The following is a 19,717-nucleotide window of genomic DNA, read 5'->3' on the forward strand; positions in this document are numbered from 1 at the left end:
GCTTCAAAAAGTGCAGAAATATTGCCATACTAACATATGGCTATCTGTGCGAGAGCTTTAAAATAGATATGCTTAACGCCACGGCGGGGAGAGGTGCGATATGCCCAGATCCAATTTGTTCAAAAAAATGATGGCACTCATTATCGTGATGCTGATTCCTATTATGGGTCTGTATGTGTATTCCAACCAGACCAGCACGGATGTGCTGCGCGAGGAGCTTCATGAATCCAGCCGCAATCAGCTGCAGTTTTTCCAGCATCAGGTAGATACAATGATTCAGTCCATCAGCCTGTGGCCCAATCTGCTGCTCCATGATCCCGATATATCCAATCTAAAGGATATGAATGCGACTGGGGGAGCCTATCTGGACCTGGATACGATGACGCTGGTAAAGCGGATTCAGCAGAAGATCAGCATTCAGGAAAATTCGCTGAACTGGGAAAGCTCTCTAATGATCTATTCGCCGTCCCTGCAGCGCGTCATTACGGCAAGCGATGTATCGAGCTATGACCATGCGGAGCTGAAGAGCAGGCTTAAGCAGGGGTGGCAGGTGAAGCCGCTGGAATCGGCGGGAGGGGCGGCCGATTATGTATTTTCGCTAATAACCGTATCGCCTTATTCCTCCTTCCATCGGCCGGAGAACGCCAACCTCATTATCGAGGTGCAGTTCAAGAGCGCGAACATCCAGCGTATGCTGGATACGTTCAAGGGTGATGGACAGCGGAATCCGTTCTATTACAAGGCTGATGCTGGCATTATTTTCAACAGAGCATCCGACCAGCCGTTTGCCGAGGAGCTTGTAGCGCATCTGGATGATGAGAGCCTTGTGCCGGGGGGACATAAGGTCGTCGAGCTCAACGGACAATCCTATCTTGTGAACGATGAGGTGTCCAGCACAACAGGCTGGACGCTTGTCGATTATTTGCCGCTGTCAGAGGTGATGTCGCCGATCGAGAAGTCGAACCGGCTGTTCTATACATCGGTTGTTGGGCTGCTCCTTATGGGCTTGATTGTGGTGTACATGCTCTATGCTCAAGTGCAGGTGCCCATGCGCCAACTGGTCACCAGCTTCCAGAAGCTGAAGAATGAAGATTATTCCGTCAGGCTTCAGCCCAAAGGAAACAGCGAATTCAGCTTTCTGTTCACGCGCTTCAACTCCATGGTGGCGCAGATTCAGGATTTATTCGGACGTGTTTATTTGGAGAAGATACATGTGCGAGAGGCTAAGCTGAAGCAGCTTCAGTCGCAGATTAATCCGCATTTTTTCTACAACTGCTTCTCCTTTATATCCAGTATGGCCAAGCTCAAAAATTATGAGGCGATTATTGCCATGTCGCAAAATTTGTCTCATTACTACAGGTACACGACGAGGCAGGAGAGGGAATTCGTTGCGTTGTCGGAGGAAATGGATTTGATCGTCCATTATTTGGATATCCAGCAGATGCGCATGAAACGGCTCAGCTTCGAGATGCATCTGCCGCCATGGCTGAAGCATAAGCAGGTGCCGCCGCTTGTGATACAGCCGCTTGTCGAGAATGCGGTGCTGCACGGCATAGAGCCGAGCTTGGAGGCAGGGCGCGTGATCGTGCGAGCGGAGGAGGAGGACGGCGTGATGACCGTCACGGTCGATGACGACGGAGCGGGCATGACGGAGCAAGAGCTTGCGGCGCTGACGAAGAAGCTGTCGCTGCCGATGGATGAAGAGATGAGCTGCGGGCTGTGGAATGTGCATCAGCGGCTTCATCTGCGATATGGAGAAGGCGCGGGATTGACGCTTGCCAGGTCTCCGCTGGGAGGCCTGAGGGCGACACTTACGTGGCTGGATTCGGACCATGCCAAGAAACGGGAGCAGGAGGAGCTAACATGATAGAAGTATTGCTGGTCGACGATGAAACCTATGTAACGGAAAGCTTGAAAGCTACCATCCCCTGGTCGGAGCTGGGGGTCGAATACGTATACCAGGCGGCCTCGCCATCTGAAGCCATTGCTATTATGGAGGAGCAGTCCATTGATATACTGGTGACCGACATTCGAATGCCGGAGATGAACGGACTCCAGCTCATTGAGCTGGTGGCGGAGCGCTGGCCGGATACGAGATGTATGCTGCTTACGGGCCATTCCGATTTCGATTACGCCAAAAAGGCGATTCAGCTGCACGCGGTCGATTATTTGCTCAAGCCTGTGAACGATGACGATATGGTGAAAAGCCTATCGGCTTGCATTGCTTCGCTCAAGGAGGAGTGGGAGCGGGACGACCAATTGAATCAGCTCGTCTATACGATGAAATCGGACTACTCCGTGCTGAAGCAAAACCTGCTGCAGGAGCTGCTGCTCGGCAGGCAGCTGTCCGCCTCGTCGATTAAGGCGAAGCTGGAGCAATACGAGGTGAAGGTGCGTCCGGAGGATACGGCTATGCTGCTTGCCGTGCAGCTTGGGGCCTATTTCCAAGGAATGGACGAGGGGTCCGTTGCCTTGATGGAATATGCGATCGGGAACATTGCAGAGGATATTTTTGCCCAGCCCTATCGGGTATGGCATGGCAAGGCCCCTCATGATTGTGTGGCGATCATCGTATCCGCGCCATCCCACGGCGATTCCTCCGTGTTCCGCAAGGAGCGTATTCGCTCACTGGGCTTATGGTTCCAGGAGACGGTCAACGACTTCCTGAAGGGCAATATCTCCATTGTGTTCTCGGATTGGTTCCATTTCCCCCAGGAGGTTGCGGGGATGTACCGCAGCGTGCAGGCGGCGATGTACCGGATGAATCAAGAGGACGAATATTTGGTGTTCCTTGACGATCTGCCGGAGCGGAGAATAACGAGCCTCAAGGTGATCGAGGAGCTGTACAAGCCGCCGACTCTGCTGCAGCTGCTGGAATCGGGACAATGGGAGGGCGTCGAGGAGAAGCTTCGCGTCCTGTTCCTGGCGTTGTCCAGCTCACAGGTATCGCGTGAGCAGCTTTACGAGGTATTTTTGTCCATATCCAATGCCTATCTGTATGTTGCCCACAAGCGAGGTGTCGATTTGTATAGTGTGAAGGCCGGCGGCGTTGATCTGGTGCTGGACCGCAGCATGCTGCAATCTACGGACAAGCTGGAGGCATGGTCAAGCGGCGTGCTGGGCATTCTTCGGCAGGAGTGGGCGGATGATGAGAAGTACAACAAAAACCATATTATCAAGCAGGTGCAGGAGCTGGTGCTCTCCGATCTTGGCGGTGAAACCTCGGTGAAGACAATCGCGGACAAGGTGTATTTGCATCCCGTCTACTTATCCAAAATTTATAAGAGCGAGACAGGGGAGAGCCTCGGCGACTACATTATCCGGATGCGGATGGAGAAGGCTGTCTATATGCTGAAGTCGACGAACAAAAAAATATACGAAATCACCGCAGAGCTGGGCTATCAGAATCCGCAATATTTCAGCAAGGTGTTCAAGAAGCATTACGGCATGACGCCCAACGAATTCAGGGATCAATAAGGGCTTCCTAAGCAACAGATTGGGAAAGGTGCAGAAATGTTCTCATAGTGTCATAGGCTGCGCTATGGGACGCCCCTATAATGAGAAGTGTAGCAACTATAACCGCAAGGGGGAACGATAGACATATGAAAGCCTTTACGAAAAAAGGATTCGTGCTCGCTTTGGCTTGTATGATGAGCGTCTCGCTGCTTGGCGCGTGCGGGAAAGCGAATAACGATGGCAATACGGCTGATAACCCGGGCAACGCTGGCAGCACATCGAACGAGAACGCGTACCAGGACAAATACGATCCACCGGTAACCATCTCCACTGTATGGGGCATTGACCCCGAGCTGAAATTCAAGAACGGCGAAACGATCGAAAATAACGTGGCAACGCAATGGGCAAAGGATACACTCGGCATTGATATCCAATCGATCTGGTCCGTCACGGACTCCAATAACGCGTTTGCGACCAAAATGCGTCTTGCGCTGACGTCCGGCGAACAAATTCCCGACGTTGTTACCATCGGGGACGCTCAGCTGGCGCAGGACTTGATCGATTCCGGCCTGTTCCGCGAGGTAGGCTCCTTGTTCGATCAATATGCGAGCGACACGTGGAAGGCCGCTATGGCAATCGACGACAATGTATGGAATCCCTACACTCGCAATGGCGAGCGTATGGGTATCCCGGTGCTGGATTACGCGTATAACCATGACTACCTGCTGTGGATTCGCCAGGACTGGCTCGACAAGCTGAACCTTAAGGCGCCTGCCACGCTGGCAGAGCTGGAGACGGTCATGGAGAAGTTCAAAAACGCCAATCCGGACGGCCTGAGCCCGGATCAAGTAACGCCTCTCAGCATCGGCTTCAAGAATAAGCTGAGCTCATGGATGGGTGACCCGTCCTGGATCTTCGGAGCTTACGGCACGCTGCCTGAGCAGTGGAATCTGAGCGCGGACGGCACGCTGGAGTACGGCTCTGTGAATCCTGCAATGAAGCAAGGCCTGGCAACGATGAAGAGCTGGCTGGAGAAGGGCTACATTCCTGCCGAGACGGCGCTGTGGGATGAGAACAAGACATCCGAGCCCGCTGTAGCAGGTACGGCTGGCATTATTCCTGGCCCGTACTGGATGAGCGGCTGGCCGCTGTCCGACACCGTGAAGAACGCTCCCAATGCGGTATGGAAGCCTTATGCGATTCCTGCAGGCCCAGAAGGCAAAGCGATGCGCCATGGCACTCATTTCACGAACGGCGTCACGCTGATCAGCAAGGATATGAAAAACCCAGAGGCTTTGTTCACGTACCAGAACTATATGTTCGAGAACTATGCAGATCCCAAGCCGGGTGGCGTGTTCGACAACGGCCTGTTCAAAAACTACGACTACGACATTGCAGAGGATGGCAAGCTGCTTCGTTGGGATGACATTCCTGGCGGTTATGTGAACGCCGTTCGTTACCTGCTGGTTCGTGACGGCGCGCGTATTCCGGACGCTCAGATGAAAGCTCTCTTGAATCTGGCGGATGGCAAGGAAGCGACTACCCGTCTGGAGAAGGAAGTGCAAAGCGCTTATGGCGCCGAGACGCCTGCGGCAGCGAAGGTGCTGCTGTCTCAGGAGGACATTTCGTTCAAAAACCTGTATACAGGTCCTCCAACGGAGACGATGAGCTCCAAGCTGGACTACCTGAACAAAATCGAGCTTCAAACGTTTAATGAAATTATTTATGGCAAAAAACCGATTGAAGCGTTCGACGAGTTCGTCTCTACCTGGAAAGCGGGCGGCGGCGACAAGATCTCGGAAGAGGTTAACGCTTGGTATAATTCCGTCAAATAATGGAATGAGATAGCAGCCCTCCGTTCGGCCTCATGGCCGAGCGGGGGGGCTTTTTGCAGATTTTTTGCAACAAAAAAGGATAGGGAATAAGCGTTCTCCATAGCAGGCTTCTATAGTAACGGTAACGTCTGCTGCGCGCTAGGCAAAGATGTTGCAAACGTGCCATGAATGTTGGTTTTGTGAGCTACCTGAGGATAGAGTCTGCTCGGTATACTTGATGTAATACTTGAAGCAGATCAGCTGCTGCGGACAATTAAGGGGGTTCAAGAATGAGAGGCTTAAGACGCAATTGGCAGTTTCACCTTATGATATTGCCGTCTCTTCTTTTTCTAATTGTGTTTGCATATTTGCCCATGGCGGGCATCATCATGGCGTTTCAGGACTTTAAGCCTTGGGATGGCATATTCGGTTCCGACTGGATCGGCCTGGAGAACTTCCGCACGATGTTCGAGAGGGATGACAGCATCCAGGTCATCTGGAATACGTTTATCATCGCCGCGCTCAAAATCATATTCAACCTCGTGGCGCCGTTCACGTTCGCCATTCTGCTGAATGAGATCCGCAAGGCGTTAATCAGTCGTACCATTCAGACGTTAGTGTATTTGCCGCATTTCCTTTCCTGGGTTATTCTTGGCGGCATTCTGCTGAACATTCTGTCCACGGATGGCGGACTGGTCAATCGAATGCTGAGCTCCTGGTTTGGCATTCAGCCTATCTTTTTCCTTGGGGACGGAGAATGGTTCCGCTTTACGGTGATCGCTTCGGAGGTATGGAAGGAATTTGGCTATGGCACGATTGTTTTCCTAGCGGCGCTGGCGAACATTAACCCTTCGCTGTACGAAGCGGCCGAGGTGGACGGCGCGTCCCGCTGGAAGCAGACGCTTCACATTACGGTTCCATCGCTTATCCCAATGGCGATTGTAGTGGGTACCTTGTCGCTGGGCAATATTCTGAATGCGGGCTTTGACCAAATCTTCAACCTGTACAATCCGCTTGTTTACGAGAAAGGCGATATTCTGGACACCTTCGTATACCGCACGGCGATCGAGGACGGCAAGTTCGGATTTGCGACGGCAGTTGGGCTGTTCAAGTCAGTGGTCAGTATGGTATTGATTGTTGTCTCTTATCGGATCACCTACAAGCTTGCGAATTACCGCGTGTTCTAGACTCGAAGCGGAAATGGAGTGAACCATCATGTATCATAAAACAACGTCCTATCGGGTGTTCAACGTATTCAATACCGTATTTCTTCTTGTGCTTGGCCTCATCTGCGTGCTGCCGCTCCTTCACGTGCTGGCGGTATCGTTCAGCGCCAAATCGGCGGCCGACGCCAATCTGGTCAACCTGTGGCCGGTTGATTTCACAACCGTCGCTTATGAGAAAACGATCAACAATCCCGTGTTTTTGAGCTCGGTATGGGTATCTGTGAAGCGGACCGTCATCGGCACCCTTCTGACGCTCGCGCTGGCTTGCCTGGCGGCTTATCCCATGTCCAAGGAGAGCTCGACGTTCAAGGCGCGAAATATATATGCCTGGATTTTTGTGTTCACGATGATCTTCCAGGGCGGCTTGGTGCCGTTCTATGTCGTGATTCAGAAGCTGCATCTGATGAATAACTTCTGGGTGCTTGTGCTGCCGGGCGCGGTCAATGTCTGGCTGACGATTCTGCTGCTGAACTTCTTCCGCGGCGTGCCGAAGGAGCTGGAGGAAGCCGCGTTAATAGACGGAGCGGGCCATTTCCGCACACTGGTCAGCATTTATTTGCCGGTATCGCTGCCGGCGCTGGCGACGCTGGGATTGTTCAGCATGGTGTTCCATTGGAACTCCTGGTTCGACGGCTTGCTCTACTTGAGCAACAAAACGGATTATCCGCTGGCCACCTTCTTGCAGACGGTTATCGTGCAGCGCGACATGAGCTCGATGTCGTTTAATCCGAAGGAGATGGAGCTGCTGTCGCAGAAGACGGTGAACGCGGCCCAAATTTTTTTAGGCGCCTTGCCGGTGCTCGTTGTATATCCGTTCCTGCAGAAGTTTTTTGTCAAAGGTCTTGTGCTGGGCTCGGTCAAGGAATAGTAAGAATGGGAAAGCGCAGCCTCAGGCTGCGCTTTATCTATGTTTGGGGGGCGATAGTGATCTCACGTGTCGTTATGGCGCCGCCCTAGCCCTCTCTATGTCCGATAGCCACACGTCAGATTGTTGTTGAAGTAATTAGCTGTGTTTGAGGGGGCGATAGTGATCTCACGTGTCGTTATGGCGCCGCCCCAGCCCTCTCTATGTCCGATAGCCACACGTCAGATTGTTGTTGAAGTAATTAGCTGTGTTTGAGGGGCAATAGCGATCTCGCGTGTCGTTATGGCGCCGCCCCAGCCCTCTCTATGTCCGATAGCCACACGTCAGATCGTTGTTGAAGTAATTAGCTGTGTTTGAGGGGCGATAGCGATCTCACGTGTCGTTATGGAACCGCCTCAGCCCTCGCTATGTCCGATAGCCACACGAGGTGTCGTTGTTGAAGTAATTAGCTGTGTTTGAGGCGCGATAGCGATCTCACGTGTCGTTATGGCGCCGCCCCAGCCCTCTCTGTGTCCGATAGCCACACGAGGTGTCGTTGTTGAAGTAATTAGCTGTGTTTGAGGCGCGATAGCGATCTCACGTGTCGTTATGGCGCCGCCCTAGCCCTCTCTGTGTCCGATAGCCACACGAGGTGTCGTTGTTGAAGTAATTAGCTGTGTTTGAGGCGCGATAGCGATCTCACGTGTCGTTATGGCGCCGCCCCAGCCCTCTCTATGTCCGATAGCCACACGAGGTGTCGTTGTTGAAGTAATTAGCTGTGTTTGAGGCGCGATAGCGATCTCACGTGTCGTTATGGCGCCGCCCCAGCCCTCTCTCTATCAAGCCCCCTAATTAAGTTGGAGAATACCTAGGGAAATAAGGTACCATTTAGATAGGGGGCTGGAGGAAATGAGGCAGCGTAACAATACGTTCAAAGAAGTACGTTACAAGGTAGCGCAAGAGGCATTGGCTGGCATCAAGGTGGGAGTACTCGCCCGGAAATATGAGGTTTCCCCAAAGACGATTCGGAACTGGGTGAAGGAGTTTCAAGAGACGTTTGGTGAAGATGCAGTACCGACCATTGATGAGCGCCTGGACGAGTCGAAGCGGTTGGCCGAAATGGAAGAAAAGTATAACCGGGCATTGAAAGCCTTAGGGGAAAAGGAACTAGAAAACGAAGTGCTTCGAGAGCTCGTAAAAAAGGTGAACCCTGCTTGGAAGACCGACTCCACGTCGCACAGACGTTCATCGGGCAGGGACACGTAGCGGCCACCGTGCTCGCGTTTACAGGAGTTTCATCTTCCACCTACTACGAGCGCAAGGAGCGCTATGGGAAAGCGGTGAACGAAGGGACCGTAGTATCAGTCCCTCGCCCAGGCCGTCCGCTAAGCACGCACTCGCGCACCCAATCTGGGCAGATCGTCAGCGATGCTCAAATTGAGGAGTGGCTGATGGAGCTGGCAGCTGGCGAGGAGCATGGATACGGGTATCTTCTGTTGAACGAGTGCCTGCGCAACCAGCACGCCTTGGTAATCAACAAGAAGAAGACGTACCGTCTCTGTAAGAAGCTGGGCCTTCTTCACCCGCAGCGCCGAAAAATAACGCACTACCCACGTCGCTTGGCACGTAACGCGGAAGTGACGGCATCCAATGAGCAGTGGCAGTTAGATATTAAATACGGTTACGTTGCAGGGTACGACCAATTCTTTTACATTGCGGATATGATCGACGTCTTCGACCGTACGCTTGTAGGCTACCACATTGGCTCCTGTTGCGAGGCGAAGGATGTTTGCCGAATGGTTCGGGCAGCGCTGGACGCTCGTCTGGGGCCTATGGCAAAGCCGCCGGTAATCCGCACAGACAACGGGCCGCAGTTCGTCAGCAAGGCCTTTGGAGAGCTGTGCGAAGAGCGGCAGATTACCCACGAGCGCATACCGCCGAAGACACCAAACATGAACGCGTACATCGAATCGTTCCATGCGACACTTGAGCGTGACCTGCTCAGCAAAGAAACTTTTGATACGTTCCAGGATGCGTACAAGGCTGTAGAAAACTATATCGAGTTTTACAACAACCGGCGGATGCACAGAAGCCTCGGGAAACGCTCTCCTGCTTTGTTCATGGCATGGGCCAAGACAAAGACGCGGGAAGAGCTGGAACCGTTCAAGCGAACGGTGTAAATGAAGCAAACGAGAGTAAAATGGCGAAATATGCAGCTGTGTTACGCCAACTCAGTTTTACATAGGTAATACTCCGGAATTAGGGGGTCTGACCGCTCTGTGTCCGATAGCCACACGAGGTGTCGTTGTTGAAGTAATTAGCTGTGTTTGAGGGGCAATAGCGATCTCGCGTGTCGTTATGGCGCCGTCTCAGCCCTCGCTATGTCAGATGATCTTAGCTAAGTCTGCACTAAATTATTGGCTCCAAGCTCGGCTAATACATAGGTGTAGTTTCGTTTTTTATTTGGTTTTACTGGTACGATTTTTGATTTGGAATAGAGAGATTTTAATACTTTTCTTGAAAAAACTTCACCTTTACCTATACACGACATGACGTCAGATATATGAATGGGACGGTTTATGTATGCCGCATATCGCAAGACTGCTCTTTCATACACGTTTAGCTCCTCTTGATTTGAGACTTGCAGTCTCCCAAATAATTCAAACAAACTCGTTCTGCATTTATCAGGCTTTTTGTTCATCTCGTCCCAAGTGAAAGGGTAATATAGGTATCCTTTGTTTGCTAATGTTCGAACTCTAAATCGCTCGAAGTCGAATCGGTCTCGTGTGATACCCTCCGAATGTGCAACGAAGCCTTCACTTTCGAATGCAATCCCCAAAGGCATATAAAAGATATCCACAAAAATAGTGATTCCAGTGAAAGTGATAATTTCATATTGCAAAATAAACCCCTTAAATGACTGAAACGTTGGCCAAAGTATTTCCTTAAACAGTTTCTTTTCGGCTGTCATATCTTGAGAAAGCATCTCAAGACGTCTTCCGGATGCATTTTTTAGCTGTTCTCTAAAAAACTGATCGTAAGCTTCCTCGAAAGTCATATTCAACCTCTCCCGTCTGATAATAAAAAAACGCCGTTTATCCCAAATTGGGACAAACGGCGTGTGCTTCACGCATAAAAAACAGATTGCTTTTATTATATTAAATTTTCAAAAATCTGCAACTGGAAATATAGGAATCATTACATTCTATGACGACGCGAGGTGTCGGTAATGCCCCGATCGGAGGATGAAAGCGTGCGTTAACCACACGAGGTGTCGTTGTTGAGTCGCGAGAGCGGTTCGTATGCTCAATAGCGACACGAGGTGTCGTTGTTGGGCCTCGAGAGCGGTTGGTAGGCTCAATAGCCACACGAGGTGTCGTTGTTGGGCCGTGAGAGTGGTTGGTAGGCTCAATAGCGACACGAGGTGTCGTTGTTGGGCCGTGAGAGCGGTTGGTAGGCTCAATAGCGGCACGAGGTGTCGTTGTTGGGCCGTGAGAGCGGTTGGTAGGCTCAATAGCGGCACGAGGTGTCGTTGTTGGGCCGTGAGAGCGGTTGGTAGGCTCAATAGCGGCACGAGGTGTCGTTGTTGGGCCGCGAGAGCGGTTGGTAGGCTCAATAGCCACACGAGGTGTCGTTGTTGAGTCGCGAGAGGGGTTCCTATGCTCAATAGCGGCACGAGGTGTCGTTGTTGAGTAGCGAGAGCGTTTTGTATGTCCGATAGCCACACGAGGTGTCGTTGCTGCGCCGCAGGAGGAGCTCCTAGTGCGATCGTGACACACGAACCAGAGGGTTACCGCTTGGGCCGCTGCTGAATACAATGTAGTATTCCAGCGCGAGGAGGTCATGCGGATGAAGGGCGACGACATGCAGCCGGCGATCCAGTTGGCGGAACGTTACGGAGCGCATAATTATAATCCGTTGCCGATTGTGATTGCGGAGGCGGAGGGTGTGTGGGTAAGCGATCCCTCGGGGAGACGTTACCTGGATATGCTGAGCGCTTATTCGGCGCTAAACCAGGGGCATCGTCATCCCTCCATCATCAAGGCGCTGAAGGAGCAGGCCGATAAGGTCACTTTGACTTCGCGAGCGTTCCACAACGAGCCCAGCGGTTCCTTATACGCCAAGCTGGCCCACTATACAGGCAAATCGCGAATATTGGCGATGAATACGGGGGCTGAGGCGGTGGAGACAGCGCTGAAGGCGGCCAGAAGATGGGCATACCGCACGAAGGGGATCCCCCAGAACAAAGCGGAGATTATCGTCTGCGAGGGTAATTTCCACGGCCGCACGATTACCGTTACCTCCTTCTCATCGACGGAGACGTATAAGCGGGACTTTGGTCCGTTCACGCCTGGGTTCAAGATTGTGCCATACGGGGACGCGTCCAAAATAAAGGAAGCGATTACACCCCATACGGCGGCGCTTCTCCTGGAGCCTATTCAAGGCGAAGCGGGCATTGTCATCCCGCCGGACGGCTACTTGGCAGATGCTGCGAGGCTGTGCCGAGAGCATAACCTGTTGCTGCTGGCCGACGAAATCCAGACAGGCTTCGGCAGAACAGGCAGACGGTTTGCGTCGGACTGGGAGCGAGTAACGCCAGATGTATACATCCTGGGCAAAGCTCTGGGCGGAGGCGTATTGCCCGTATCGGCCATTGCGGCGAACGACGACGTGATCGGCCTGTTCGAGCCCGGCTCGCATGGATCGACATTCGGCGGCAACCCGCTTGCGTGCGCGGTAGCCGAGGCGGCTCTCGATGTGACGATACAGGAGCGGCTGGCGCAGCGTTCCGATGAGCTTGGACGCTACTTGATGGAGCATCTCCGGCACATGCATTCACCACATATTCGGGCCCTCAGGGGAAGAGGGCTGTTTATCGGCATAGAGCTGACGAGACCAGCCAGACCCTTCTGCGAGGCGCTGATGGATAGAGGACTTCTGTGCAAAGAAACACATGAGCACACGATACGGCTTGCCCCGCCCCTTACGATTAGCCGAGAGGAGCTGGATTGGGCGATTCCGCGAATCGCATCGGTTCTATGCTCAACAAGCTAGCAGTCTAAGCCTGCGAGTCTTGAACACGGTTCTATAGCCGAGATGGGGGAACGGCGTTTACGGCAGAAAGGAGAGTCATCATGAGACGTAAGGAACGGCAGCCCATTGGCATCATCAGCGCTCCTTTTGGTAGAGGAGGAGCGGTGCCTGGAGCGGAATACGGACCCGCTGCGCTGCTCCAGGCGGGTTTGGAGGAGAGACTTAAGGCGTTGGGCAGGTCCGTTCAACGGTCGGAGGCCAGCATTCTGGCCAGCATTCCGCATATCGACACTCCAGCGGCGCAAGCCCCGGCCCAAACACAAGCGATGAAGCACGAGGCGCAAATCTTGCAAATGAGCCGCAGCGTGGCCGCGAGCACGCGCGAAGTGGCTTCCTCCGGCGCATTCCCGCTCCTGCTTGGCGGGGATCACAGCGCAGCGCTGGGCTCGCTCGCCGGGCTGTCGCGGGGCGGCAGGCGGCTAGGCGTCATATGGCTGGATGCCCATGGCGACATCAATACGGAGCTGACCTCGCCCTCCGGCAACGCCCATGGCATGGTGCTTGCGGCGTCCGTGGGATTGTCACGCTTCACCCTGCGCGACATTGATCCGCGCTGTGAGCTTGTTCAGGCCCATCGTATCGTCATCGTCGGCGCCAGAGATCTGGATGAAGGAGAGAAGCGTCTACTGGCGCAGCATGGCATTCGCTGCTACACGATGACCGATGTGGACCGTCTGGGCGTGGGCAGCGTCGTCCGAATGGCGATCGCGGCGGCTAGCAATGGAACGGACGGCATCCATGTCAGCTTGGACTTGGATGTGCTTGATCCGCTCGAAGCGCCGGGCGTCGGCACCCCTGTTGAAGGAGGCTTAACCTACAGGGAGGCCCGTTACGCGATGGAGCTGCTGAATGCTTCCGGCGCAGTCACCTCTATGGATATCGTCGAGGTGAACCCAAAGCTCGATCCCTCAGGACGAACAGCGAAGCTCGCAGTGTCGCTGGCGGAGACTATGTTCGGCAAATGTCTGAGGTAGCACGGCTGCAGCTGGTCAAGTCAACAAGAGAAAGGAGTGAACGGATGCCATGCTTAGAAGCTTATTGCTGGCGATTGGACGGAACAAAGCGGCAGCCCGCTTCATGCGCCGATATGGTGCCAGGCTGGGAGCAGCCCGATTTGTAGCAGGCACGGAGCTGCGGGATGCAGTAGCTGTAGTGAAGCGGCTGAATGCGGAGGGACTGGAGGCGACGCTTGACCACCTGGGCGAATTCGTCAGCTCGGAGCGGGATGCCAAGCACGCAGCCGGCATGAGCCTGAAGACGCTGGAGAGCATTCACGCCGAGGGGCTTAGGGCCAATCTCTCACTGAAGCTTACGAGTCTCGGACTGGATGTGGATCCGCGCTTGTGCGAGCGTTATATGAGAACGATCCTGTCGAGAGCGCGCGAGCTTCAGCTGTTTGTTCGCATCGATATGGAGGATTATGCGCATTGCCAGCCAGCGCTTGATCTATATCGCAGGCTTAGAAGGGATTATCCCAATGTGGGCATTGTGCTGCAAGCCTATCTGCGCAGAACAGAACGGGATGTGAGAGAGCTGGGGCGGGATGGAGCTAACCTTCGATTGGTCAAAGGCGCGTATCGCGAATCCCCGCAGGTTGCGTTTCCCGACAAAAGGGAGGTGGACGCCAGCTTCACCAAGCTGATTCGCCGTCAGCTCAGACAAGGGTATGCCGCCATTGCAACGCATGACGAAGACATCATTCAGGATACGCTGCACTGGATCGGCCAGAACGGCATAGCCCGTGAGCGGTTTGAGTTCCAGATGCTGTACGGCATACGGGAAGACCTGCAGCGGCTGTTGGTTGAAGGGGGCTATAGGGTTCGAGTCTATGTGCCGTATGGGCAGGACTGGTTCGGCTACTTCATGCGGCGCCTGGCGGAGCGTCCCGCAAATGTCTGGTTTCTGATCAAAAATATGAAGAGACATAAAATGGGGGCTATTGGCAAATAATGAGTTCATCCGTTTATTGGGAGATGAACGTCATGTTTCGTACAATATTTCAGACTGGCGCTGCAAAAGCGAATAGCGAGCATTACGAGGTGCCCGAGCCGGATATCGGCTTTTCGCTGGATGCCAGAATAAGCTGGCTGCATGAACGCATGCAGCCAGCCTTCGATCTTGTCATTCACGAATTTACAGTGCTGGACAATATGCGGGCTTCCGTTATTTATATTTCCAGTATGATTGACATGGTGACGCTTCAGGATCATATCTTGCAGGAGCTTACAAGCTCAGATTTTGCATCGACCCGCGAAGAGCTTCTGCAGCATGTATTCGAGACGAATAAGCTCAGCGTGGGAGCCTGTGTCGTAGATTCCAGCATGGTCCAAGCTCTGCAAGCCGTCCTGGAAGGCCATATTGTGCTGCTTATAGATGGAGAGCCGCGAGTTGCGATGTATCCGCTGGCCTCCTTCGAGAAGCGCCAGATCAGCGAATCGAAGAACGAAAGCGTCATTAGAGGCCCGCAGGAAGCGTTTGTGGAAGACATCAGCACGAATATTACAATGATACGGCGCAGAATCAAGCGGTCGGAGCTGAAATTTGTTCAGCTGCAAGTAGGGGAATATACCAAAACAGATGTGATTGTCGCCTATATTGACGGCCTGTGCAAGCCAGAGCTGGTCGAGAATGTGAAGGCTCGCATAGAGAGCATCAAGATCGACAGCGTCATCGGAAGCAGCTACATTGAGGAGTTTATTGAAGACAATCCCTTTTCGTTTTTTCCTCAGCTGCAAAATACGGAGCGAGTCGATACCGCCTCATCCGCGCTCATGGAGGGGCGTGTCGTCATTGCTGTGAACGGCACGCCGATCGTGCTGATCGCTCCGGCGACCTTCTTCGTATTTATCCAGACGGCGGAGGACTATTACCAGCGTTCATTCGTATCTACCTGGCTTCGGTGGATCCGGTTTTCGTTCCTTATTATATCGGTGCTGCTGCCGTCCCTGTATATCGCGTTGACGACCTTCCACCCGGAGATGATTCCGACGGCTCTGCTCATCAGCCTCGCGGCGGCTAGGGAGACCGTGCCATTCCCGGCGATCGTAGAAGCGTTCATTATGGAGATTACGTTCGAGGCCCTTCGAGAGGCGAGCATTCGTATACCGTCCGCTATCGGACAAGCCGTATCCATTCTGGGCGCTCTTGTTCTGGGAGACGCGGCGGTCAAGGCGGGAATCGTATCCGCTCCCATGGTTATCGTCGTTGCATTGTCCGGGATATCCTCCTATATCGTGCCGAACTTCAGCATGGGTCTGTCGCTGAGATTGCTGCGCTTTCCCATTATGATTCTGGCTGGTAATTTCGGCTTAATCGGAATCGGCGCGGGTCTTAGCGTCATTATGCTTCACTTCGTTTCCTTGCGCTCATTCGGCGTGCCATACTTTGCGCCGATTGCTCCGCTTAATCTGAAGGAGCTGGGCGATATCTTCTGGCGCTCGTCAAGAAGATTTATGAACCAGCGTCCCACCACCTTTGGAGGCAGAGGGGGAGCGCGGGTCCATGGCGCGCCGGAGGAGGATGGGGATTGAACAGCAAGCGAGTGGCAATGCGTCTGCTGCGATGCGCGCTTATGGCCCTTCTCTTGCTGCCGCTGGCCGGCTGCTGGTCGCGCGTGGAGGTCAATGATCGAGCGTTCGTCATGTCCATGTATATCGATGCGGCGCCCAACAACAAGGTGGAGCTGACCGTTAATTTCCCGTTGCCCAACCATTTGACGACGCAGACGAACGCAGGAGCCTCCGCAGACTCCCCGCCGTTCGCCTCCGTCAGCGCAAAGGGCATGACGCTTGCTGAGGCTTACCGGGAATTGAATTCCGATCTGTCCCGCGAAATTTATTGGGGGCAGACCAAGACGATTGTAGTCGGCAAAGCCTTCGCCGAGAGAGGCATTGCGCCGCTGCTGGAATTTATATCGCGCAATCCCCAATTCCCGATCAAAACCTTCGTCATGGTCGCTCCCGGCAAAGCCAAGGAGATTTCGACGATTAAGCCAAGACTGGAGACGCAGCCCTCCGACGTATTCCGTGAATACGCGAATCGGAGAGTCCTGCTCGACACGAGCATCCGGGATTGCATGATGGCGGAGGAATACGGCAGCAACTTCATAATCGGCATGCTGGATATTCGCAGAATCAAGGAATTTGATAAGACGGAGCCTCGTGTCATTACAGATGGGGGAGCGTATTTCAAGGGGGGCAAGCTTGCTGCAATCATTGACGAGCGAGGCATGCGCGGCGCGATGTGGCTGATGAATCGGATGGAGGATGCTGTTATCACAGTTCCTTCACCCTCTGACGGCAAGCCGGTAAGCATTATTATTTATCGGACGCATACCTCAATCAAGCCGCGTATGGAAGGGGATCGGCCTGTGTTCCATGCTGTCATGAAGCCTATCGCGCAGATTATGTCCATTGATTCGGAAGTGGATTACGGGAGCCCGGAGCGGGTGGAGGAGATCGAGCAGGCTTTTAATGAAGATATTAAAAAAAGAGTGATGACGGCATTCCAGCTTTCCAAATCCTTGGGGTCGGATGTGTTCCAGCTTGGCGCTTATTTGAATTGGCATATGCCTAGGCAATGGAAGCTGCTTGAACCAAGCTGGGAGGAGCTTTACCGGGAAGAAGCGGTCCTTGAGGTTGAAGTGCAGACGAGGCTGGAGCTGCCAGGCATGCAGGCTCGCAAATCAAGCCATCGACAATAAAGGCTGGAAGGAGGAGGGGCAGGATGCTGCTTGTTACATTGCTGTTCGCCTTGATCGCCTATATCGAATACAGGCATCTGAGGATCCATGGACGGAAGCGCAAAACTTATGTGAAGGTGTTCGGTCTGATGACAGGCGTCTACATCTACTGTGTCCTGTTCATTCTTCTGCCCGCGCCCTCCTTCACCGCTATGCTGATGGCTGTCGCGCGAATGCTGAAGTAGAGAGAGGAGGTTGGCTATGCAGCAGGGAATTACGCCTGGAGGAGTGTTCTTCTTATTGTTTGCGTACCATACGGCGAATTTGAACCGCATATTGTCGCCTCTGCTGCAAGTCTCCGGATTTGCTGCGCTTCTTGGACTGGCGGCCAGCTTTCTGGCGGGGGGCTTCTTTGTATGGGCGGCGCTAGGCCTTATGCGTCAATTGCCGACGGGGGATTGGTACGCGGACGGGGCTGCCATTGTGGGGAGATGGCCTCACCAAGCGGTTATGCTTCTTGTTCTTCTATACTTCCTGCTGCGCGGCGCGCTGGAGCTGAGGGGCATGGCCGTCCAGATCCATATGCTATATCTGCCTCAGACGCCCAGTGCCGCGCTGACGTTTGTTTATTGCGCCGTCGCGGGCATCGCAGTCCGATACGGGATTGTGAATATCACTTATTTCGCTCAATATTTTTCGCTTTACACGATACCCTTAATTGCTCTGGTCATTGGTTTATCGTTTTCGATGCCGCTGAACTTCAGCATGCTCGTCGCGTTGTTTACGCATATGGCTACGCCGCAAGCGACGGAAGCTGTGCTTGGAGGCTTTATGCAGGGACATTGGGTCGCCGAGCCCTTTTTTTTATTGTTTTTGGCTTCCGGGCTGTCGGATTTGAAGCTCACTCGGAGGGCAGTGCTGGCGAGTATGCTGCTCTTTTTTGTCCATACAGGAGCTCATCTTGTTTCCATTCTGCTGTCATTTGGTCCAGTTGTCGCCGCGAATATGTCTTACCCCGTGGTAGAGCAGCTTCGGTTCATTCGGGTCGGCGATTTTTTTGAAAATATGGATCCCGTTATCATGCTGATCCTTATGCCAATCATTATGTTAAAAATCAGCATTTACCTGTATATCGCGACCCTGACAATGGGGCATCTGCTGAAGATCAAGGATATTCGTCCGCTGGCATTTACAACCGTGACTCTGGCGGGCATGTTCTCGCTTCAATTTGTATCGCGCGCCACCGAAATTGAAATGTTCGTTCAATTGTTCTGGAGATGGTTCGCGTGGCTTGTGCTTGGTATTCCGCTTCTCTACTCCTTAATGGCGAGGTGGAGAGGGATTAGCAGACGGAAGGAGAGGGGAGCATGAATCGCTTAACGCCGAGCCAAGTGTTCTGTCTGCTGTTTATGATGAATTCTGGTAATTTGAACAGTATCATTGCGGCTCTCATTCCAACTGCCGGCTTTGCTGCTGTCCTGGGTCTCGCTGCTTGTATCGGGACTGCTCTTGTTGTCGTCTGGATGGCCTTTAAGCTTATGCGGCGCTTGCCGACAGGGGACTGGTTCGCAGACGGTGCGGCCATCGTTGGCAAGGCGCCTCATAGAACGGCGGTGGCTGTGTTCCTGCTCTATTTTCTCCTTCGATCGGCCATAGAGCTTAGGGGAGTGTCCTATCAGGTTATATCGATCTATCTTCCCAAAACGCCGGATGCGGCGATTACGGCGATGTTCGCCCTTGTGGCGGGATTTGCGATCCGATATGGCTTCATGAGCATCTCTTATTTCACGCAATATTTTGCCCTGTATTTGTTCCCGGCTTTCTTGATCGTAGTGGGCTTCTCGTTCTCCATGCCGTTGAAATATGATATGATCATTGCTCTGCTTACGCATCTGGGAACGCAGGAAGCGCCGAAGGCGGTGCTGAGCGGGATCGTGCAGGCGCATTGGCTCGCCGAATGTATATTGATTTTATTTGTGGCCGCCAAGCTCTCCGATATGAAGAAGGCGCAGAAGGCAGCTATCCTTGTGCTGGCGCTGTATTTCATTCAAGCGGGCAGCCATTTCATCTCAATTCTGCTGTCATTCGGGCCTTCAATCGTCTCCAACATGGCCTTCCCGCTGACGGAGCAGCTCCGCTTTATACGGGTAAGCGATTTTCTGGAGAACATGGACCCCTTCCTGCTTATATTATTGTTTCCGATCTTTTTGATTAAGCTCAGTGTGTATTTGTATATGGCAACCTTGATGACGGCGCAGCTTCTGAATATGAAGGACCATCGCCCTCTTGCGTTCTCCATCACGACGCTGTCGGGCGTGCTCTCCTTTCAATTCGCCTCGCGCTATGTGGAGATTGCGGCATTCATCCAGCTGTTCTGGACATGGTTCGCATGGTTCGTCGTATGCATTCCCATCGTTTATTTAATCGCGGCCAAGCTGAGAGGCATCCAGAGACGGACTGAAGCGGGCGATCAGGCGCTCACTTCACAGCCCCAGCCGTAATGCCGTCTGCTGGCTGTCAAAGCCTATTTGCTGCCAGCTGCCGGGCTTCCTGATCCATCGCCAAAAAGGCATGTCCAGCCGATTCCGGGAGGGCATGCCTT

The 19,717-nt window shown here is 53.3% G+C and carries 16 protein-coding genes; 15 read left to right on the top strand and 1 reads right to left on the bottom strand.

All coding sequences use genetic code 11. From position 1 onward, the window contains the following. The first annotated feature begins 100 nt into the window (after positions 1–100). From AB1S56_RS05165 to AB1S56_RS05195, 7 genes are all read left to right on the top strand, one after another. The gene (locus tag AB1S56_RS05165; RefSeq protein WP_340873215.1) at positions 101–1,867 is read left to right on the top strand and encodes a histidine kinase; all 1,767 of its coding nucleotides are present in this window, start codon (positions 101–103) and stop codon (positions 1,865–1,867) included. Further along, positions 1,864–3,477, top strand: a complete 1,614-nt coding sequence (locus AB1S56_RS05170) for a response regulator (RefSeq protein WP_340873217.1) — start codon at positions 1,864–1,866, stop codon at positions 3,475–3,477. Before AB1S56_RS05165 ends, AB1S56_RS05170 begins: the two co-directional genes overlap by 4 nt. Positions 3,478–3,602: 125 nt before the next feature. Beyond that, the gene (locus AB1S56_RS05175; RefSeq protein WP_340873219.1) at positions 3,603–5,291 is read left to right on the top strand and encodes a sugar ABC transporter; all 1,689 of its coding nucleotides are present in this window, start codon (positions 3,603–3,605) and stop codon (positions 5,289–5,291) included. Between the two features lie 269 nt (positions 5,292–5,560). Beyond that, complete coding sequence (locus AB1S56_RS05180; protein ID WP_340873221.1) at positions 5,561–6,457, top strand: ABC transporter permease subunit; 897 nt, start codon at positions 5,561–5,563, stop codon at positions 6,455–6,457. A 28-nt stretch (positions 6,458–6,485) separates the two neighbouring features. Then, positions 6,486–7,364, top strand: coding sequence for a carbohydrate ABC transporter permease (locus AB1S56_RS05185; RefSeq protein WP_340873222.1), 879 nt, complete (start codon positions 6,486–6,488; stop codon positions 7,362–7,364). Positions 7,365–8,249: 885 nt separating this feature from the next. Then, positions 8,250–8,606 carry a helix-turn-helix domain-containing protein gene (locus tag AB1S56_RS05190; RefSeq protein ID WP_340873818.1) on the top strand — a complete coding sequence of 119 codons (357 nt, stop codon included), beginning with the start codon at positions 8,250–8,252 and terminating at the stop codon, positions 8,604–8,606. Continuing rightward, positions 8,555–9,520, top strand: a complete 966-nt coding sequence (locus AB1S56_RS05195) for an IS3 family transposase (protein ID WP_367903355.1) — start codon at positions 8,555–8,557, stop codon at positions 9,518–9,520. The genes AB1S56_RS05190 and AB1S56_RS05195 overlap by 52 nt, the downstream gene beginning before the upstream one ends. A gap of 218 nt (positions 9,521–9,738) precedes the next feature. Here the strand turns inward: AB1S56_RS05195 and AB1S56_RS05200 are convergent, their stop codons facing one another. After that, complete coding sequence (locus tag AB1S56_RS05200) at positions 9,739–10,398, bottom strand: hypothetical protein (RefSeq protein WP_340872174.1); 660 nt, start codon at positions 10,396–10,398, stop codon at positions 9,739–9,741. A gap of 791 nt (positions 10,399–11,189) precedes the next feature. Between AB1S56_RS05200 and AB1S56_RS05205 the strand changes: the two genes are divergently transcribed. The 8 genes from AB1S56_RS05205 to AB1S56_RS05240 all read left to right on the top strand — a co-directional run bounded on the left by AB1S56_RS05205 (position 11,190) and on the right by AB1S56_RS05240 (position 19,616). After that, positions 11,190–12,395 (top strand): ornithine--oxo-acid transaminase, encoded by a 1,206-nt coding sequence (locus tag AB1S56_RS05205; RefSeq protein ID WP_340872172.1) that lies wholly within the window; start codon positions 11,190–11,192, stop codon positions 12,393–12,395. Between the two features lie 80 nt (positions 12,396–12,475). Continuing rightward, the gene (rocF, locus tag AB1S56_RS05210) at positions 12,476–13,408 is read left to right on the top strand and encodes an arginase (protein ID WP_340872171.1); all 933 of its coding nucleotides are present in this window, start codon (positions 12,476–12,478) and stop codon (positions 13,406–13,408) included. Positions 13,409–13,457: 49 nt separating this feature from the next. Further along, complete coding sequence (locus tag AB1S56_RS05215) at positions 13,458–14,384, top strand: proline dehydrogenase family protein (RefSeq protein WP_340872169.1); 927 nt, start codon at positions 13,458–13,460, stop codon at positions 14,382–14,384. Between the two features lie 32 nt (positions 14,385–14,416). Further along, positions 14,417–15,964 (top strand): spore germination protein, encoded by a 1,548-nt coding sequence (locus AB1S56_RS05220; protein ID WP_340872168.1) that lies wholly within the window; start codon positions 14,417–14,419, stop codon positions 15,962–15,964. Further along, on the top strand, positions 15,961–17,136 hold the full coding sequence (locus tag AB1S56_RS05225) for a Ger(x)C family spore germination protein (protein WP_340872167.1): 1,176 nt from the start codon (positions 15,961–15,963) through the stop codon (positions 17,134–17,136). Before AB1S56_RS05220 ends, AB1S56_RS05225 begins: the two co-directional genes overlap by 4 nt. A gap of 23 nt (positions 17,137–17,159) precedes the next feature. After that, entirely contained in the window at positions 17,160–17,360 is a 201-nt protein-coding gene (locus AB1S56_RS05230; protein ID WP_340872166.1) for a hypothetical protein, read from the top strand. 16 nt (positions 17,361–17,376) lie between these two features. Beyond that, on the top strand, positions 17,377–18,486 hold the full coding sequence (locus tag AB1S56_RS05235; RefSeq protein ID WP_340872165.1) for a GerAB/ArcD/ProY family transporter: 1,110 nt from the start codon (positions 17,377–17,379) through the stop codon (positions 18,484–18,486). Further along, complete coding sequence (locus tag AB1S56_RS05240) at positions 18,483–19,616, top strand: GerAB/ArcD/ProY family transporter (protein ID WP_340872164.1); 1,134 nt, start codon at positions 18,483–18,485, stop codon at positions 19,614–19,616. The genes AB1S56_RS05235 and AB1S56_RS05240 overlap by 4 nt, the downstream gene beginning before the upstream one ends. Positions 19,617–19,717 lie beyond the last annotated feature (101 nt).

Origin of the sequence: Paenibacillus sp. PL2-23, from assembly GCF_040834005.1 — a bacterium.
Lineage (GTDB): Bacteria > Bacillota > Bacilli > Paenibacillales > Paenibacillaceae > Pristimantibacillus.

Bases quoted from the DNA above. Each gene is read 5' to 3' on its own strand.
- AB1S56_RS05235 (WP_340872165.1), top strand. From the start codon at position 17,377: ATGCAGCAGGGAATTACGCCTGGAGGAGTGTTCTTCTTATTGTTTGCG.
- AB1S56_RS05175 (WP_340873219.1), top strand. From the start codon at position 3,603: ATGAAAGCCTTTACGAAAAAAGGATTCGTGCTCGCTTTGGCTTGTATG.
- AB1S56_RS05215 (WP_340872169.1), top strand. From the start codon at position 13,458: ATGCTTAGAAGCTTATTGCTGGCGATTGGACGGAACAAAGCGGCAGCC.
- AB1S56_RS05190 (WP_340873818.1), top strand. From the start codon at position 8,250: ATGAGGCAGCGTAACAATACGTTCAAAGAAGTACGTTACAAGGTAGCG.
- rocF (WP_340872171.1), top strand. From the start codon at position 12,476: ATGAGACGTAAGGAACGGCAGCCCATTGGCATCATCAGCGCTCCTTTT.
- AB1S56_RS05240 (WP_340872164.1), top strand. From the start codon at position 18,483: ATGAATCGCTTAACGCCGAGCCAAGTGTTCTGTCTGCTGTTTATGATG.
- AB1S56_RS05180 (WP_340873221.1), top strand. From the start codon at position 5,561: ATGAGAGGCTTAAGACGCAATTGGCAGTTTCACCTTATGATATTGCCG.
- AB1S56_RS05205 (WP_340872172.1), top strand. From the start codon at position 11,190: ATGAAGGGCGACGACATGCAGCCGGCGATCCAGTTGGCGGAACGTTAC.
- AB1S56_RS05185 (WP_340873222.1), top strand. From the start codon at position 6,486: ATGTATCATAAAACAACGTCCTATCGGGTGTTCAACGTATTCAATACC.
- AB1S56_RS05165 (WP_340873215.1), top strand. From the start codon at position 101: ATGCCCAGATCCAATTTGTTCAAAAAAATGATGGCACTCATTATCGTG.
- AB1S56_RS05230 (WP_340872166.1), top strand. From the start codon at position 17,160: ATGCTGCTTGTTACATTGCTGTTCGCCTTGATCGCCTATATCGAATAC.
- AB1S56_RS05220 (WP_340872168.1), top strand. From the start codon at position 14,417: ATGTTTCGTACAATATTTCAGACTGGCGCTGCAAAAGCGAATAGCGAG.
- AB1S56_RS05170 (WP_340873217.1), top strand. From the start codon at position 1,864: ATGATAGAAGTATTGCTGGTCGACGATGAAACCTATGTAACGGAAAGC.
- AB1S56_RS05200 (WP_340872174.1), bottom strand. From the start codon at position 10,398: ATGACTTTCGAGGAAGCTTACGATCAGTTTTTTAGAGAACAGCTAAAA.